The organism is Heterorhizobium halophytocola, assembly GCF_017873095.1.
Classification (GTDB): Bacteria; Pseudomonadota; Alphaproteobacteria; order Rhizobiales; family Rhizobiaceae; genus Allorhizobium; species Allorhizobium halophytocola.
In genome coordinates this window covers 58167-72881 of the sequence record NZ_JAGGJU010000011.1, presented here as the reverse complement: position 1 = coordinate 72881, position 14715 = coordinate 58167, and the positions used below count along the sequence as shown (strand labels likewise).

At 63.7% G+C, this 14715-nt stretch carries 13 protein-coding genes; 5 read left to right on the top strand and 8 right to left on the bottom strand.

Going from position 1 to position 14715, the window contains the following annotated elements; all coding sequences use genetic code 11:
- Positions 1-4: 4 nt before the first annotated feature.
- From ettA to metF, 4 genes are all read left to right on the top strand, one after another.
- Positions 5-1654 carry an energy-dependent translational throttle protein EttA gene (gene ettA / locus J2Z17_RS18890; RefSeq protein WP_209947205.1) on the top strand — a complete coding sequence of 550 codons (1650 nt, stop codon included), beginning with the start codon at positions 5-7 and terminating at the stop codon, positions 1652-1654.
- Between the two features lie 137 nt (positions 1655-1791).
- Positions 1792-1929, top strand: a complete 138-nt coding sequence (locus J2Z17_RS18885) for a hypothetical protein (protein ID WP_209947204.1) — start codon at positions 1792-1794, stop codon at positions 1927-1929.
- Between the two features lie 277 nt (positions 1930-2206).
- Positions 2207-3160, top strand: coding sequence for an ArsR/SmtB family transcription factor (locus J2Z17_RS18880; protein WP_209947387.1), 954 nt, complete (start codon positions 2207-2209; stop codon positions 3158-3160).
- A 22-nt stretch (positions 3161-3182) separates the two neighbouring features.
- Positions 3183-4082 carry a methylenetetrahydrofolate reductase [NAD(P)H] gene (gene metF, locus J2Z17_RS18875; protein ID WP_209947203.1) on the top strand — a complete coding sequence of 300 codons (900 nt, stop codon included), beginning with the start codon at positions 3183-3185 and terminating at the stop codon, positions 4080-4082.
- 426 nt (positions 4083-4508) lie between these two features.
- Here metF and J2Z17_RS18870 read toward each other — a convergent pair whose 3' ends face one another.
- The 5 genes from J2Z17_RS18870 to J2Z17_RS18850 all read right to left on the bottom strand — a co-directional run bounded on the left by J2Z17_RS18870 (position 4509) and on the right by J2Z17_RS18850 (position 9739).
- Positions 4509-5459, bottom strand: a complete 951-nt coding sequence (locus tag J2Z17_RS18870; protein WP_209947202.1) for a DMT family transporter — start codon at positions 5457-5459, stop codon at positions 4509-4511.
- A gap of 167 nt (positions 5460-5626) precedes the next feature.
- Positions 5627-6817: a lytic murein transglycosylase gene (locus J2Z17_RS18865; protein ID WP_209947201.1), complete on the bottom strand. Its 1191-nt coding sequence runs from the start codon at positions 6815-6817 to the stop codon at positions 5627-5629.
- 102 nt (positions 6818-6919) lie between these two features.
- On the bottom strand, positions 6920-7702 hold the full coding sequence (locus J2Z17_RS18860) for a glycoside hydrolase family 25 protein (RefSeq protein WP_209947200.1): 783 nt from the start codon (positions 7700-7702) through the stop codon (positions 6920-6922).
- 121 nt (positions 7703-7823) lie between these two features.
- Entirely contained in the window at positions 7824-8435 is a 612-nt protein-coding gene (locus J2Z17_RS18855; RefSeq protein ID WP_245224222.1) for a class I SAM-dependent methyltransferase, read from the bottom strand.
- 56 nt (positions 8436-8491) lie between these two features.
- The gene (locus J2Z17_RS18850) at positions 8492-9739 is read right to left on the bottom strand and encodes a BtaA family protein (protein WP_209947198.1); all 1248 of its coding nucleotides are present in this window, start codon (positions 9737-9739) and stop codon (positions 8492-8494) included.
- A 200-nt stretch (positions 9740-9939) separates the two neighbouring features.
- Between J2Z17_RS18850 and J2Z17_RS18845 the strand changes: the two genes are divergently transcribed.
- Positions 9940-11319, top strand: coding sequence for a serine hydrolase domain-containing protein (locus tag J2Z17_RS18845; protein WP_209947197.1), 1380 nt, complete (start codon positions 9940-9942; stop codon positions 11317-11319).
- A 9-nt stretch (positions 11320-11328) separates the two neighbouring features.
- Here J2Z17_RS18845 and J2Z17_RS18840 read toward each other — a convergent pair whose 3' ends face one another.
- From J2Z17_RS18840 to J2Z17_RS18830, 3 genes are all read right to left on the bottom strand, one after another.
- Complete coding sequence (locus J2Z17_RS18840; RefSeq protein ID WP_209947196.1) at positions 11329-12258, bottom strand: lytic transglycosylase domain-containing protein; 930 nt, start codon at positions 12256-12258, stop codon at positions 11329-11331.
- A gap of 376 nt (positions 12259-12634) precedes the next feature.
- Positions 12635-13270: a LysE family translocator gene (locus tag J2Z17_RS18835; RefSeq protein ID WP_209947195.1), complete on the bottom strand. Its 636-nt coding sequence runs from the start codon at positions 13268-13270 to the stop codon at positions 12635-12637.
- A gap of 49 nt (positions 13271-13319) precedes the next feature.
- Positions 13320-14534: a pyrophosphate--fructose-6-phosphate 1-phosphotransferase gene (locus J2Z17_RS18830; RefSeq protein ID WP_209947194.1), complete on the bottom strand. Its 1215-nt coding sequence runs from the start codon at positions 14532-14534 to the stop codon at positions 13320-13322.
- Positions 14535-14715: the final 181 nt, after the last annotated feature.

Sequence of the window (14715 nt, the reverse complement as noted above, 5' to 3'; positions counted from 1 at the left end):
CTCGATGGCACGTCAGTTCATCTATCACATGTCTGGGCTGAACAAGTCCTATGGCGCCAAGAAGATCCTTGAGAACGTCAACCTGTCCTTCTATCCGGATGCCAAGATCGGCATCCTCGGCCCGAACGGCGCCGGTAAGTCGACGGTGCTGCGCATCATTGCCGGCCTCGACAAGGAATATACCGGTGAAGCCTGGCTCGCCGAGGGCGCCTCTGTCGGCTATCTCCAGCAGGAGCCGCAGCTGGACGAGAGCAAGAATGCCTTCGAGAACGTCATGGACGGGGTCGCGGCCAAGACCGCGATCGTCGAGCGCTACAACGAACTGATGATGAACTATTCCGACGAGACCGCCGACGAAGGCGCGCGTCTGCAGGACATCATCGACAGCCAGAACCTCTGGGACCTCGAGCAGCAGGTCGAAATGGCAATGGAGGCTCTCCGCTGCCCGCCCAAGGATTCCGACGTGTCGCTGCTTTCGGGCGGTGAGCGCCGGCGCATCGCCCTTTGCCGCCTGCTGTTGTCGCAGCCGGACCTGCTGCTGCTCGACGAGCCCACCAACCACCTCGACGCCGAGACCATCGCATGGCTGGAAAAGCACCTGCGCGATTATCCCGGCGCCGTGATGATGATCACCCATGACCGCTACTTCCTCGACAATGTCACCGGCTGGATCCTTGAACTCGATCGCGGCCGCGGCATTCCCTACGAGGGCAATTATTCGGCCTATCTGCAGGCCAAGGCCAAGCGCATGCAGCAGGAGGCCCGCGAAGAGGCCGGGCGCCAGAAGTCGCTGTCGCGCGAGCAGGAGTGGATTGCCTCCAGCCCGAAGGCGCGTCAGGCCAAGTCGAAGGCCCGTATCAAGGCTTATGAACAGCTGGTCGATGCGGCCGAGGGCATCCGTCCCGGCGATGCGCAGATCATCATCCCGGTCTCCGAGCGTCTCGGCCAGGTGGTCATCGAACTGGAAGGCATCAGCAAGGGCTTTGAGGGCCGCACGCTGATCAACGACCTGTCGATCAAGCTGCCACCGGGCGGTATTGTCGGCATCATCGGTCCGAACGGCGCCGGCAAGTCGACGCTGTTCAAGATGATCACCGGCCAGGAAAAGCCCGACACCGGCTCGATCCGCATCGGCGACACGGTGCAGCTCAGCTATGTCGACCAGAGCCGCGATGCGCTTGCCGGTGAAAAGACCGTCTGGGAAGAGATTTCCGGCGGCGCGGAAGTGGTCAAGCTCGGCAAGTTCGAGATGAACAGCCGTGCCTATTGCGGTGCCTTCAACTTCAAGGGCGGCGACCAGCAGCAGAAGGTCGCCAATCTCTCCGGCGGTCAGCGCAACCGCGTGCATCTGGCCAAGATGCTGAAGGCGGGCGGCAATGTGCTGCTGCTCGACGAACCGACCAACGACCTCGACACCGAAACGCTGGGTGCGCTGGAAACGGCGCTGGAAAACTTTGCCGGCTGCGCGATCATCATCAGCCATGACCGCATGTTCCTCGACCGTTTGGCGACCCATATCCTGGCCTTTGAAGGCGACGGCCATGTCGAATGGTTCGAGGGCAATTTCGAGGACTATGAAGAGGACAAGGTCCGCCGCCTCGGTGCCGATGCGCTCAATCCCGGCAGCCAGTCCTACAAACGCTTGACGCGGTAATCCTTCCGGCCTCACGTCGATCACGAAACCCAGACCCGCCCTCCGGCGGGTCTTTTCGTATGGGGCGGGCGATCGCTCTGTCCGAGCTCAATACAGCGGTCAATCATAGGGACCATGCAACCCAGCAGAATGCGGCCATGATCGAAGAGATGAATGCCGCCGCCGCCGGTCTGGCGCAGGCGGCCCATAGCCTGACCGATCTGCGGCGAGGGTTCAAGACAGGCGAGGACAAGGCCCGGACCGCCCCTCGGACCGTAGCGGCAGCCGCGGCATAGGGAGGCCGGTGCTGCGCAGCGCTTCGGCCGGTCCGGCTGCGAGACGCCAGGGCAATCTGGCGCTCAAGGGGCAGGCCTGGGAAGCGTTCTGACACTCCGTTCGGGTCTTCCCATCAATAAAGCCGCTCCGTCCCCGGGGCGGCTTTTGGGGCTAAGCCGCGCGCCCGTCAGGGAATTAGCGCTTGATGTGGCCATCGAACTGATATAAAGACATGTTTATATCTTGATTGCATGGGTTGTGAGGGTTTTCGTGTTTGCTGCAGACGAACTGGTCGAAATGCTGAAGGCAGCGGGAGAGCCGACGCGGATCCGGCTGCTCGTGCTGCTGGCCGCCAGCGATCTGACGGTGACCGACCTCACCGAGATCCTCGGCCAGTCCCAGCCGCGCATCTCCCGCCATCTGAAGCTTCTGGCCGAGGCCGGGCTGATCGATCGCTACCAGGAAGGCGCCTGGGCCTATTTCCGTCTCAAGCAGGATGGCACTGCCGCCGGCCTTGCACAATCGCTGTTCGATCTGATCGACATGAAGGATCCGGTGCTGATGCGCGACGGCGAGCGTCTGGCGACCGTCAAGAAGGCTCGTGCCCAGAAGGCGCAGAGCTATTTCAGCCGCCATGCCGGCGAATGGGACGCCTTGCGCAAGCTGCATGTTGCCGACGAGGCTGTGGAAGAGGCGCTCCTGACGCTGATCGGCAAGCAGTCCTTTGAGGCGCTGCTCGATCTCGGTACCGGCACCGGCCGGCTGCTGCAGCTGCTGGAACCGCGCTATGACCGCGCCATCGGCATCGATGCCAGCCGCGACATGCTGGCCGTGGCCCGTGCCAATCTCGACCGCACGGCGGTGGTCAAGGCCAGTGTCCGCCAGGGGGATATTCTCAACCTGCCGCTCGACGACGGTGCCTTCGACCTGGTGACGATCCACCAGGTGCTGCATTTCCTCGACCAGCCGGATCTTGCGCTCGCCGAGGCCGCCCGCATGCTGACCGCCGACGGTCGGCTTGTGGTGATCGATCTGGCCCCGCATCAGCTGGAATATCTGCGCGAGGAACACGCGCATCTCCGGCTCGGCTTTTCCCATGCCGCCATGGCCGACTGGATGGAACGCGCGGGCCTGGAGGTCGATGAGGTCGTCGATCTCAGGCCGGACGGCGGCGTCGGTCCGGGCCTTACCGTAACGATCTGGCTTGCGCATCGCAGCGTCGTTTCCGACGCCGCGGTCGATGCGGCCTGAGACAGCAATCTAGGAGCAGACCATGGACAATCTCACGAGCAAGGCGAAGGCGTCCCGCTTCTCGTTCGAGTTTTTCCCGCCGCGTTCGCCCGATGCCGAGAGCCAGCTCTGGTCCGCGATCGCGGACCTCGCCCGCTGGCGGCCGGATTTCGTGTCGGTGACCTACGGCGCGGGCGGCACGACGCAGGAACCGACGCTTGCCACCGTCAGCCGGCTGATCGGCGAGACGCCGCTTGCCACGGCGTCGCATTTGACCTGCGTCGGCAAGACGCGCGAGGAGGTGGCCGAGACCGTCCAGACCTTCCGCAAGGCCGGCGTGAAGCATTTCGTTGCCCTTCGCGGTGATCCGCCCGATGGCGTCGGCAAGACCTATCGCCCGCATCCGGGCGGCTTTGCCAATGCGGCCGAACTCTGTGCGGGCCTGCGCGAGATGGGGGATTTCGAGATTTCCGTCTCGGCCTATCCGGAAAAGCATCCGGAAAGCACCGACGTGAACGCCGATATCGATATGCTCAAGCGCAAGGTCGACAACGGTGCGCATCGGGCGCTGACCCAGTTCTTCTTCGATAACGCCGTCTATCTGCGCTATCTCGAACGGGTGCGGGCCGCCGGGATTACCATCCCGATCGTGCCGGGCATCATGCCGATCCAGAACCTCACCCAGCTGAAGCGCTTTGCCGCAAGCTGCGGTGCGAGCGTGCCGTCCTTTCTCGACCGGCGCTTCGAGGCGATCGAGGACAGCGCCGAGGCGCGTCAGGCGCTATCGGCCGAGATCGCCGCCGAACAGATCGGCGAGCTGCAGGGCCATGGCATCGACGAGTTCCACATCTACACGATGAACAAGGCAGGCCTGGTCGGCAAGGTGCTGGAAGCGGTGGGGGCGACCCCCGCCCGGCTGGAAAGCGCCGGCGCTGCGGCCTGAAAGCCCCTAGACGCTCTGCGGCCCCCCGGGCCCTCCAATGGACAAAGGAAAGGCGCGAGCGGTAATCCGCATCGCGCCTTTCTGAATGTCAGGGGCATTGATAGTAGGGCTAACGGGCGATTGTGCCATCCACTCCGTTCATCATCTTCCGATCAGATGAAAAGCATCGTTGCAATGAACAAAAACGCTGCACCGATGATCAGGGCGTTCAGAGAATTTGTCAGTCCCATGTGTGCCTCCTTGCGTTGACCGTTAGACTGTATGTCGTTTTGGTGTCAGTTGGAAAGCGGATTCTATATTGCGCTGCGGCGAGGATGGCGAATAAATCCTTCGTCGGTACGGTCAAGATGATGATAATATTTCAAAAAATTATTTTTAGAAGTTGCTAACGAGTAGGGCGGGCGGCAGGCCGCATTGCCCTAGGTATTAATGGGGTTTTGTAACACGCGTGCGCGGTGACAGATAACCGAGGGCCCGCCCGTCGAGGACGACGAGACCGAATCCGATCACCAGCATACCTGCAAGCTCGGCCGGGGAGATCCGTTCGGCCAGGAAAACCGTGCCCAGAAGCAGCGCGCTCGGCGGCACCAGAAGCGTGACCAGCGAGGTGTTGGTGGCGCCCGCCAGTCCGATGATGCGGAAGAACAGGATATAGCCGAACGCGGTTGCAAGCCAGGCAAGCGCCAGAATCGCGGCGACGGCACCGACCGGCGGCATGGCGAGCGTCCAGGGCTGGTCCACGATCAGCGACACGGGCAGCATCATCAGGCAGGACGCGGTCAGCTGTCCGGTGGCGGTGACGGGCGGGGCGAGGTCGCGGAACCGACGGCCGTAGATCGAGGCAAAGCCGTAGGAGATCGCCGCCCCGACCGGCAGCAGCAGGGCCCAGAGCGGGATCTGCGACCGGTCGAAAGCGCTCGGCCCGATCAGGATGACGGTACCGAGAAGCCCGAGCAGGCAACCGGCGATTTTGCGGGTCGACAGCTTTTCGTCGGCGGTCAGCCGGTTGGCGAGCAGCACCGTCCAGACCGGCGTGGTGGCATTGAGCACCGAGGCGAGGCCGGCGCCGATCTCGGTCTGGCCCAGAAAGATCAGGCTGTGCGGCAGGGCATTGTTGATCAGGCCGAGCAGGGCGAATTCCGGCCAGCGGCGTTTCAGCGCCGGGTAGAGTCCGAACCGGCCGCGCAGATAAAGATGGAGGGCCAGAGCTGCGAGCGAAAGCCTGAGGAAGACGAGGGTGAAAGGCGGCACATAGGCGACGGCCACCCGGGCAAAGAAGAAGGAACCGCCCCAGATCAGGCCGAGCAGGATCAGCAGCAGCCAGACCCGGGTGGTCAGGGCATAGGGGCTTGGTGCTTGAGTAGCTGTGACGGTCATGGTGTGATCTCCGCGCGGCTTCGGACGACCCGATCCGGTTGCAGTGCCGACGCTACTTCCCTCCCTAAGGGTTCACCACCCGAAACATGTCAGCATTGATCCTTTTCACCCCATAAAAAAAGCCGCGCAGGCGAGGCGCGGCTTTCTGGATTGCGTGTGACGCGGGGTCAGAGCGCGTTGTAGAGGGCCGGGGTCGGCCAGCCGTCGGCCGGCATGCCGAGGCGCGTCTGTTCCTTCTGCACCGCGTCGCGCGTGCCGCCGCCCAGAATGCCGTCGATGTCGCCGACATCATAGCCCTTGGCGGCCAGCTTCTGCTGCAGCGACTTCATCTGCGTGTCGCTCAGGCCCGCATCGGGATTGCCCTTGTCATAGGCCGGAGCGCCCGACAGGCGGGTGGCGAAATAGGCCGCCGACGTCGTGTAGATAAACGACTTGTTCCATTCCAGATAGACGCCGAAATTCGGATAGGCGATGAAGGCCGGGCCCTTGCGGCCCTGCGGCAGCAGCAGCTCGCCTTCCAGATCGGCGAACTGGGTATTGCCGTCGCGCGGCTTGACGCCGAGCTTGAACCAGTCGCCCGCCGTCATGCCCGCGTCGAAGCCGGTCTTTTCCCAGGGCAGATCGGCCGGAACCTTGACTTCCTGCAGCCAGGGCTGGCCGCCCTTGAAGCCGAGGCTCTGGATGAAGTTGGCGGCCGTCATGATGACATCGGGCGCGCTCGACTTCAGGTCGACATGCCCATCGCCGTCGCCGTCCACGCCGTGGGCGACGATGTCCTTGGGCAGCATCTGCACCTGGCCGATTTCGCCGGCCCATGCGCCGGTGGTCGTTGCGGGGTCCTCGTCGCCGCGGCCGACCATGGTGATCAGCGCCATCAGCTGCGGGCGGAAGAGTTCCGGGCGGCGGCAGTCATGCGCCAGGCTGACAAGCGCGTTGCGGGTGTTGAAATCGCCCTGCACGGCGCCGAAATCGGTCTCCAGCGCCCAGAAGGCGGTGATCACCCCGGGGGCCACGCCATATTCCTGCTCGGCACGGTCGAAGACGCTCTTGTATTGCTGCATCTTCTTCTGGCCGATCGACAGGCGCGAGCCGGAGACGACGCGGCTCGAAAATTCCAGGAAGGTCTGCTTGAAGACGCCCTGGCCGCGGTCCATGCGCAGAACCTTCTGGTCGATCTGCGCGCCGGCCAGCGCCTTGTCGGCAGCCGCCGGCGATGCGCCATTGGCCACCGCCTCCTGCTTCACGCCGGCAAGGAAGGTCGAAAGATCGCCGCCGCAAGGTGCCTGTTGGGCAAGCGCCGGCGCGGCCAGCAGGGTGGTAAACGACAGGGCGATTGCCAGGCGGTTGACGAGCGGCATTCAATCTTCCTCTATGATCGGAGTGGCATGTCTTCGTGTTGACGAAGGTTCGCCGTCTCCTTGCAGAAGATCAAGGCCAAAGCGTGAAGAAAAGCGAACGCATCAGCCGTCGTTGGCAGCACTCACCCACTGTTTCCAATTGGCTTCATTGCCGGCAAAGACGTTGATATCCGTTTCGCCCTTGATCCCGGGGATCACGCCGGTCGAGGTATACTGCCAGAAGGCCCAGCGGCGATCGGCATAGATTTCCTGCGGATGCTTGGCGACCGAACGAACCCAGAAGTGATAGTCGTTGAAGGCGCCGACCAGGTTGTCGCGGTGGAAGTCGACGGAGGTGTAGATGATCGGACGCTTGCCGTAATAGGCCTCGATGCGATCCATGAACCGCTTCATCTCGGACTGGACGGTGGCGGCATCGGGATGCCGCTTGCAGGTCTTCGAAGCATGATTCCATTCGACGTCGAGCACCGGCGGCAACGCGATGGCCGCCTTCGGCACGTTGCGGATGAACCAGTCGGCCTGCTGGTCGGGCGTCGAGCAGAAATAGTAGAAATGATAGGGCGCATAAGGAATGCCGGATGCGCGGGCTTCACGCCAGTATTCCGAGAAGCGCGGGTCGATCACGTCCTTGCCTTCGGTCGCCTTGATGAAGGCGAAGGAGACGCCGGACGAGCGCACCTTGCGCCAGTCGATGTCGCCGTTCCATTTGGAAATGTCGATGCCGTGCACCTTGTGGCGATGCGGCGTGTAATTGCCGAAATCCTGGGGGTCATTGTCCTTGAAACGACCCGAAATGGAGGATGTCTCGATCAGGTCGTAGCTTGTCGACGTACAGCCGCTCAAAAGGATGGCAATCGGGATAATGGCCGAGAGGAGCCAGCGCATGGGTATTCCGTTTCGTTCGATCCAAGAAACACCTGATGCGGTGCACATACACAAAACAAAGGTGCAGGCGCCATTTCACGACATCATCGTAAAAATTCGGTTAGGATCAACCGCTCATAAACTATTTTCGAATGATGACGTGCCAAGCATAACCCCGACCGACTGGTGCGAAGCTTAATTTAGCATTGCGTGAATAGGCCGCAATGTCCAGCACCTGCCGAAGATCGGCGCGCGGTGTCACGTGGAAGCGGGCCAGCCATCGCCCGAGCAGGCGGCCGAACCAGCCGGGCAGTCGCTCCTGCTGACCGAAATCGACCACATGCAGCGAGCCGCCGGGCGCAAGCGCATCGAGGCTGGCGTCCACGGCGCCCTGCCAGTCGGGAATCATCGACAAGGCATAGGAGATCAGGATGCGGTCGAAGCCGGTCTCGCCGAACATCTGCGCCTTGAAGGTCGTCGCATCGGCGGCCAGCAGGCGGGGCTGCGGATCGAGATGGGCGAACTTCGCCCGGGCGCTTGCCAGCATCTCGCTCGAAATGTCGAGCCCGTAGAGCCGCGCCTTCGGATAGCGGCGATGGATCAGTTCCAGATTGCGTCCCGTCCCGCAGGCGATTTCCAGCACGCGCGTATTGCCCCGGGCGTCGAGCGCGCGGATCGCCGTGTCGCGGCCAAGCAGGTAATATTTGCGGGTGACATCGTAGATGTGGCGCTGGTAGCGATACATCCGGTCCATCCGGGCGGCGTGCCCGCCCTCGACAGGCGAGGGGACCAGGTTGTCGCCGAGCGAGGTCACGGCGTCTTCTCGTAGATGTGGAAGCCGCCATAGATCGCCGAACGATCCCGGGCGTTCAGCCGCTCGGACTGTTCGGCCTGGTAGGTCCATTGCGACAACAGCGTGTCGCGCAGGCGGCCGGGCAGGATCGAGGCCTTCGCCGCCGTGCGGAAGATCACCCGGGCGCCGGGGGCGGCCGTGCGGGTAATCTCGCTCCACAGGCCGTTCAGCTGTGCCTCGTTCATCCAGTCCTGCGCATCGAGCAGCACATAGCGATCGACGCTTGCCGCCGGCTTGTTCGCCAGCAGTTCGGTGACCGTGGCGTGATGGACGGTGACCCGGTCGGCATTGCGGCGGATCGTGTCGTAATGGCACGGCTGCAGATAGGGCGGCAGGGTGCCTTCGTCCTCGCGCGGATAGCGGCGGGCAAAGGCCTGCCAGGCAAAGTAATTGTCCTTCAGCGGAAAATGGCAGGCCAGCTTTTCCAGCCGCTGGCGCAGCACGGTCGCCAGGCTGCCGTCTTCGGCCACGCTGGCCAGTTCGTCATATTGCTGCGGCGGAATGCCGAGACCGAACAGCGAACTCTTGCGGCTGGTGATGAAGCGGACGATCTTGCGGTCGAACAGCGGCGCGATCTGCTCGTCGAAGAACTGCCGCTGTTCGCGCACCGATCTCGTCTTGGCGAATTCCTCCAGCCGCACGCCATTCAGCCGCGCCATCAGGTGGCCGGCACCGATAAAGCGCCCGAGCAGGCCGGTGCGGTAGATATTGGCGTTGAACACGGCGATGCGCCGGCGTCCGGACAGCCGGCGGCGGTCCCAGTAGCGGCGGGTCTCCGCGTCCAGATGCGGGCGGATATAACGGCTGTAATTGCGCACATTGCCGCGCCGCGCTTCGCCGCCCAGAAGGCCGAGCAGCGTCTTGTGGTCCGGCAAGGTGCGGAAGGCCGCAAGCTTCAGCCGGTTCAGCGCGATGTGGTTGGGATTGAGATCGACGACGTCGATCGCTTCGGGATTGCGCGAGAGATAGGCCAGCATGTTGCAGCCGCCCGAACCGATGGTGACGAGCCGGTGCCCTTCGCTGAGTTCCATGGCTTCCATGTCGACCTGGGGGTCCTCCCAGATCTGCGGGTAGACCAGACCGGAAAACAGCATGCCGAACAGACGTTCGGACAGGCCGTCGGCCGATAGCGCCTTGTGCTGCAGAAGTGCGACCTTCAGCTTCGCATTCCTGCGAAGGCCGGACGGCTGGAGAACCTCACCCATGGCTGACCCCTGTCTTGGCTGTTTGACGCCATTTAGCGATGGCTTGCAAAAGTTTCATGACAGCGGCCGCGACAATCACGCTTTCCCGTCATCGGTCTTCCCGGATAGGTGGTGTCGGCATTTCAGCGGGCGCGAATGAAGATTATGCTTTGCGCCGAGGCAAATTCCTGATTGCATGACACAAAACCGGGGAGGTGGGCATGCGGCTGGCGTTGAAGGTCATAGCGGGAGTGACCCTTGCCTGGTGGGCGGTGGTCGGGGCGATCCTGTTATGGCTGGGCCTCAGTCCACCCGAACTCCTGCGCGTCGGGACCGGATATACCGCCAAGCTGGTGTGCTCGAACGTCTTCATCGCCGGTCGCAATGCCGGCGATGTCTTGGCCTTCGACGTGCAGGCGCCGGGCAATGCCTTGCTGCGGCTGGTCGGCGTTTCTGTCGATACCGCCAGCCGCAGCGTGACGGCGCGGATGGCCGGTTTCATCGCGCCGCAGACCGCCATCGCCCGCAATGGCCTCGGTTGCGCCGTCGTGCCCAAGGGGCAGGAGCGCGCGGCACGAGCGCTGTCGCTGGCCGAAACCGAGCCTTTGCCGCCGCTGCCCGATGCGCCGTGGCCGCAGGGCGATGCGGAGGCGCAGACGATAGCGCCGCTTGCCGGCATTCTCTCCAATCCGGATCTTCTGGGCCCCGGCATGCGCGCCGTGATCGTCATCCGGGACGGCCGGATCATCGGTGAGGCCTATGGCGCCGGCTTCAGCCGTCCATTGCCGCTGATCGGCTGGTCGATGGCCAAGACCGTCAACGCCGCCTTGATCGGCAGGCTGGTGGAGCAGGGGCGGATCGGGCTGGACGACCGGGATTTGCTGCCGGCCTGGACGAACGACAGCCGCCGCGACATCAGCCTCTCCTCGCTGCTGGCAATGGAAAGCGGCCTCGCATTCAACGAGGAGTATGGCAACGTCTCCGATGCGACCCGGATGCTGTTTCTCGAGCCCGACATGGCCGATTTCGCAGCGACCCGGCCGAAGATTGCCGAACCCGGGCAAAGCTTTTCCTACTCGTCCGGCACCGGCGTCCTCTTGTCGCGGATCTGGATGAACCGGGTGGGTGACGCGCAAGCGGCCCTGGATTTTCCAAGGCAGGCTCTGTTCGGCCCGCTATCCATGCGCTCGGCCGTGCTGGAGGCCGATGCGGCCGGCACCTTCGTCGGCAGTTCCTATCTCTATGCGACCGCCAGGGACTGGGCGCGCTTCGGCCTGCTGCTTGCCGATGACGGTGTCTGGAACGGCACGCGGCTACTGCCAGAGGGGTTCGTCGAAGCGATGGCGACGCCGACGGAGGCGTCGAAAGGCGCCTATACCCGGCTGCAGGCCTGGAAGGAGGGGCCCGGAGGGGTGCCGAATGCCGCCTCGGGCGTGCCGGACGACACGTTCTGGCTGATCGGCCATGACGGGCAGTCCATGGCGGTGATCCGCTCGCAGTCGCTGGTGGTGTTGCGCATGGGGCTGACGCCCTCGAGCCTCGGCTACCGGCCGGAGCCGCTGGTCAAGGCTGTGGCGCGCGCCGTCAACCGCGGCGGCTGACGCGGAGACTTATCGAAAGACGCTCAGCATGCCCCGACGCTTGGCATCGTAATAATAGCCGCGGGCATAATAGCGCACGGCATCGTCGGCATCCTTGTCGGCGACAAGCCAGGCGCCGCGCAGATATTTGATCGCATATTTGAGGTTGTTTTCAGCGTCGAACAGGCCCGAGGCCGGACCGGAATAGCCCATCGACTTGGCCGTCGCATACTTGATCTGCATCAGCCCGTAATGACCGTGGTTGAAGGCTGCCGGATTGTAGCGGCTTTCGCGGTGGACCACGCGGTGCACCAGCGATTCGGGGACCTGGTAGGCGACCGAATATTTCTTGATCAGGCCATTGATCACCGTCGGTCCCGAGGTGGTCGGCAGGTCGGCGGCCGGCGCGGACGTATCGTAATCGCTGTTGAGTGCGGCAAGCGATCCCGAGGCGCGGGTGTCTGCATAGGCAAGGGCGGTGCCCGGACGGGGGCTGGGGATGACCGATGGTGCGATGGCCGGCTGCGGTGGAACGGCGACCTCGTCGTCTTCCATCGCCAGGCTCGCATTGGCCACATCGGGCAGGGCGTCCGGATTGGGATTTGTCGGCATGGCCGGTGCCTGCAGCGCCGCCGTCTGGCGGGCGACCATCACGGCTTCGGCCTGATCGGCGGTCGGGGTTGCATCGGGGCTCGACAGAACGGCGACCTTGAAGGTCGGAAGCGGCACCAGGGTGGTCGTTCCCGGAACGGTCGGGGCAGGGCCTTCGGCGCCGCCATCGTCAGCCGGCTGCAGTGCCAGGGCGGCAGCGCGCATGTCGTCCGACGATTGGCCGGCCGTCGGGCGTGCCTTCAATTCCTGGCGTGCCGCTTCTTCCATGCCGCTGGTGCAACCCGACAGGCCGGCCATCGCCGCCCCCAGTCCGCACACACCGACGATGAAGGCCACGCGGTTCGCCATGCCTAGTCCCACCATGCCAAATCCCACAAATCCCATTGTCCCCTCTGGCGCAAAACCATGCGCCCAACCGGCAAATCGTGCCCGCATGCATATCAACGCCGAAAGTCCTGGACTTCGAAATCCGCGGGGATCGAAGAGGACTGTCGCTGTCTCAGGCGAATCTCGCGGAGTCGCGATAATCCGACAATCGCATTTTCACGCATGAAAGGCCAAATTGCGGCACGCGCGCGGCAGGCGCCACACTTGTCGGCTGACCGGTGGTGAAAGCAGCCTGCCTGTGACGTCCAAAGCGCACTCCGGTCCCGCACGCTTCGAGCGGCCTGTTCCGGCGCAAGGTCAGGCTCCCGAAACGCGCTTCGCTCACGAGAGGCGCCTTTCAGGCCGCGATCTTGCGATATCCGGCGGTCACGGCGCCGGCCGCGATCAGCAGTGTGCCGCCGGTGCGATTGACGGCCCGGCGCACGGCCTTGCGGCGGATATAGCTGCGCGCCTTGTCGGCGATCAGCGCATAGCCGATGGCGTTGAGGCCGGCGAGCACGAGGAAGGTCGCCTCCATCACCACCACCTGCGGCAGCAGCGCGGCATTCGGATCGATGAACTGCGGCACGAAGGCGACGAAGAAGACGATGCTCTTCGGATTGAGCGCGGTCACGGCAAAGGCGTGAAACAGGATGCGCAGCGGGCTTTCTTCGGGCAGATTGTCGTTGTCGGCGATCGGATCGTCACCAACCGGGGCGCGCCACAGCCGGATGCCGAGATAGACGAGATAGGCGCCGCCGATCAGGCGCAGGATGCCGTAGAGATCGGCAGAGGCCGCCAGCAGCGCGCCGAGCCCGAGGATCGAGGCGGTCATCGCCAGGAAATCGCCGAACACCACGCCGGTCGCCGTCGCCACTGCCGTTCGTCGGCCATGGCCGAGCGCGTAGGACACGACGAGCAGGATCGTCGGTCCCGGTATGACGAGCAGCACCATCGATGCCACTGCGAACGCGATCCAGACTTCGAGCGCCATTGTTGCAAATCCTCTCCTCTATGAGGAAAGCCACTGTTTCACCCGCGCGTCAATGCGCCGGCTGGAATTTTTGTCCCATATGGTCGAGGACCGCGCGGAACCAGGGGGTATTCGGGTCGAACGGCTTGCCGCCCTTGATCCGCGGGAACTCGATGGCGCGCAGGCGTCCGCCCTGCTCCTCGTCATGGCCGGTGACCCCGGACACGCCGTTAAGGCCGCTTTCGACGGCCAGATCGACCATGCTCTGGATCAGCCGGAGGTCCTGATAGTTGGCCGGCGCGGAGCGGGCATAATAGCCCGATTTCTGCACCATGGACCGCTCGGCATCGAGAAGCTTGGCAAAATGCTTCTGGAACCAGGCGCCGACATTGATGGTGTCGAGCTTGACGTGTCCGAAGGCATCGCGAGCGACCTCTTCGCCGGCGGCCTGGCGGTCGGCAACGATCTCGTCCATGCAGGCGCCTTCCGAGACGAACAGCGTGACGAAGCCGGTGCGGTCCATGATCTCGCGCAGCCGGTCGGCCTCGGCGTGCAGGTCGAAATGGGTCTCCGGCAGATAGAGGCCGTCGATATTCTTCAGCTCCTCGTTCATCATGAAGCCGTCGATATATTCGTTGTCCTTGGTGCGCTGGACATAGGCGCGCGCCGTTGCCGCGGTCAGCCAGCCGCAATGCCGGCCCATGACCTCGTGGATGACGAGCGTGCGCGGCGAGGCGCTCTGCTCGTTGGAGACATTGTCGAAGAAGCGTGCACCGACCTCCGCTGCCGTCCATGCCCCGAGCGACTGCCGGATCGGCACGACGTCGTTGTCGACCGTCTTCGGCAGGCCGACCACCGTCAGGTCGTAGCCGTTATTGCTGAGATAGGCGGCGAGGTCGGCGGCCGTCGTGTTGGTGTCGTCGCCGCCGATCGTGTGGAGAATGGTGATGCCGTCGGCTGCCAGCCGCTCGGCCGCCACCTGCAGCGGCGTCTGGCCCTCGCTGATCAGCCCGCGCTTCAGGCAATCCTCGACATTGGTGAGCTTCACCCGGCTGTTGCCGATCGGCGATCCGCCGTAGCGGTGGAGCACATGCGCCTTTTCGCGCATCTCGGCGGTGATCTCGATTTTGTAGTCCATCAGCAGGCCGCGATAGCCCGACTTGTAGGCAACGATCTCGGCCTCGGGGGCAATGTCGGTATAGCGTTCGATCAGGCCGCCGACGGCCGAGGAGAGGCAGGGCGCAAGGCCGCCGGCGGTCAGCATTGCGATTTTCTGTTTCGGCATGTGGGGCTCCTCGGGCAGAAAAAGGGCAGGATCGATGGCGTTGTCCGACCGCATGGATGCGACAGATACGCCGACTGTGTAAAGGGAATTTGTCAGGAAATACGGGCATTTCGAGGCGATAACGCGAAGCTCCGCCGACGGGTTCGAATTCAATCGGTTGAATGACGCAAGGCGTTCGACC

What these genes read in the sequence shown, in the direction of transcription:
- J2Z17_RS18865 (WP_209947201.1), bottom strand. Translation starts at nt 6,817, where the DNA reads ATGCCGCTCGTCAACCGCCTGGCAATCGCCCTGTCGTTTACCACCCTG.
- J2Z17_RS18830 (WP_209947194.1), bottom strand. Translation starts at nt 14,534, where the DNA reads ATGCCGAAACAGAAAATCGCAATGCTGACCGCCGGCGGCCTTGCGCCC.
- J2Z17_RS18835 (WP_209947195.1), bottom strand. Translation starts at nt 13,270, where the DNA reads ATGGCGCTCGAAGTCTGGATCGCGTTCGCAGTGGCATCGATGGTGCTG.
- J2Z17_RS18855 (WP_245224222.1), bottom strand. Translation starts at nt 8,435, where the DNA reads ATGGACCGGATGTATCGCTACCAGCGCCACATCTACGATGTCACCCGC.
- J2Z17_RS18880 (WP_209947387.1), top strand. Translation starts at nt 2,207, where the DNA reads ATGCTGAAGGCAGCGGGAGAGCCGACGCGGATCCGGCTGCTCGTGCTG.
- J2Z17_RS18860 (WP_209947200.1), bottom strand. Translation starts at nt 7,702, where the DNA reads ATGCGCTGGCTCCTCTCGGCCATTATCCCGATTGCCATCCTTTTGAGC.
- J2Z17_RS18845 (WP_209947197.1), top strand. Translation starts at nt 9,940, where the DNA reads ATGCGGCTGGCGTTGAAGGTCATAGCGGGAGTGACCCTTGCCTGGTGG.
- metF (WP_209947203.1), top strand. Translation starts at nt 3,183, where the DNA reads ATGGACAATCTCACGAGCAAGGCGAAGGCGTCCCGCTTCTCGTTCGAG.
- J2Z17_RS18840 (WP_209947196.1), bottom strand. Translation starts at nt 12,258, where the DNA reads ATGGCGAACCGCGTGGCCTTCATCGTCGGTGTGTGCGGACTGGGGGCG.
- ettA (WP_209947205.1), top strand. Translation starts at nt 5, where the DNA reads ATGGCACGTCAGTTCATCTATCACATGTCTGGGCTGAACAAGTCCTAT.
- J2Z17_RS18850 (WP_209947198.1), bottom strand. Translation starts at nt 9,739, where the DNA reads ATGGGTGAGGTTCTCCAGCCGTCCGGCCTTCGCAGGAATGCGAAGCTG.
- J2Z17_RS18885 (WP_209947204.1), top strand. Translation starts at nt 1,792, where the DNA reads ATGATCGAAGAGATGAATGCCGCCGCCGCCGGTCTGGCGCAGGCGGCC.
- J2Z17_RS18870 (WP_209947202.1), bottom strand. Translation starts at nt 5,459, where the DNA reads ATGACCGTCACAGCTACTCAAGCACCAAGCCCCTATGCCCTGACCACC.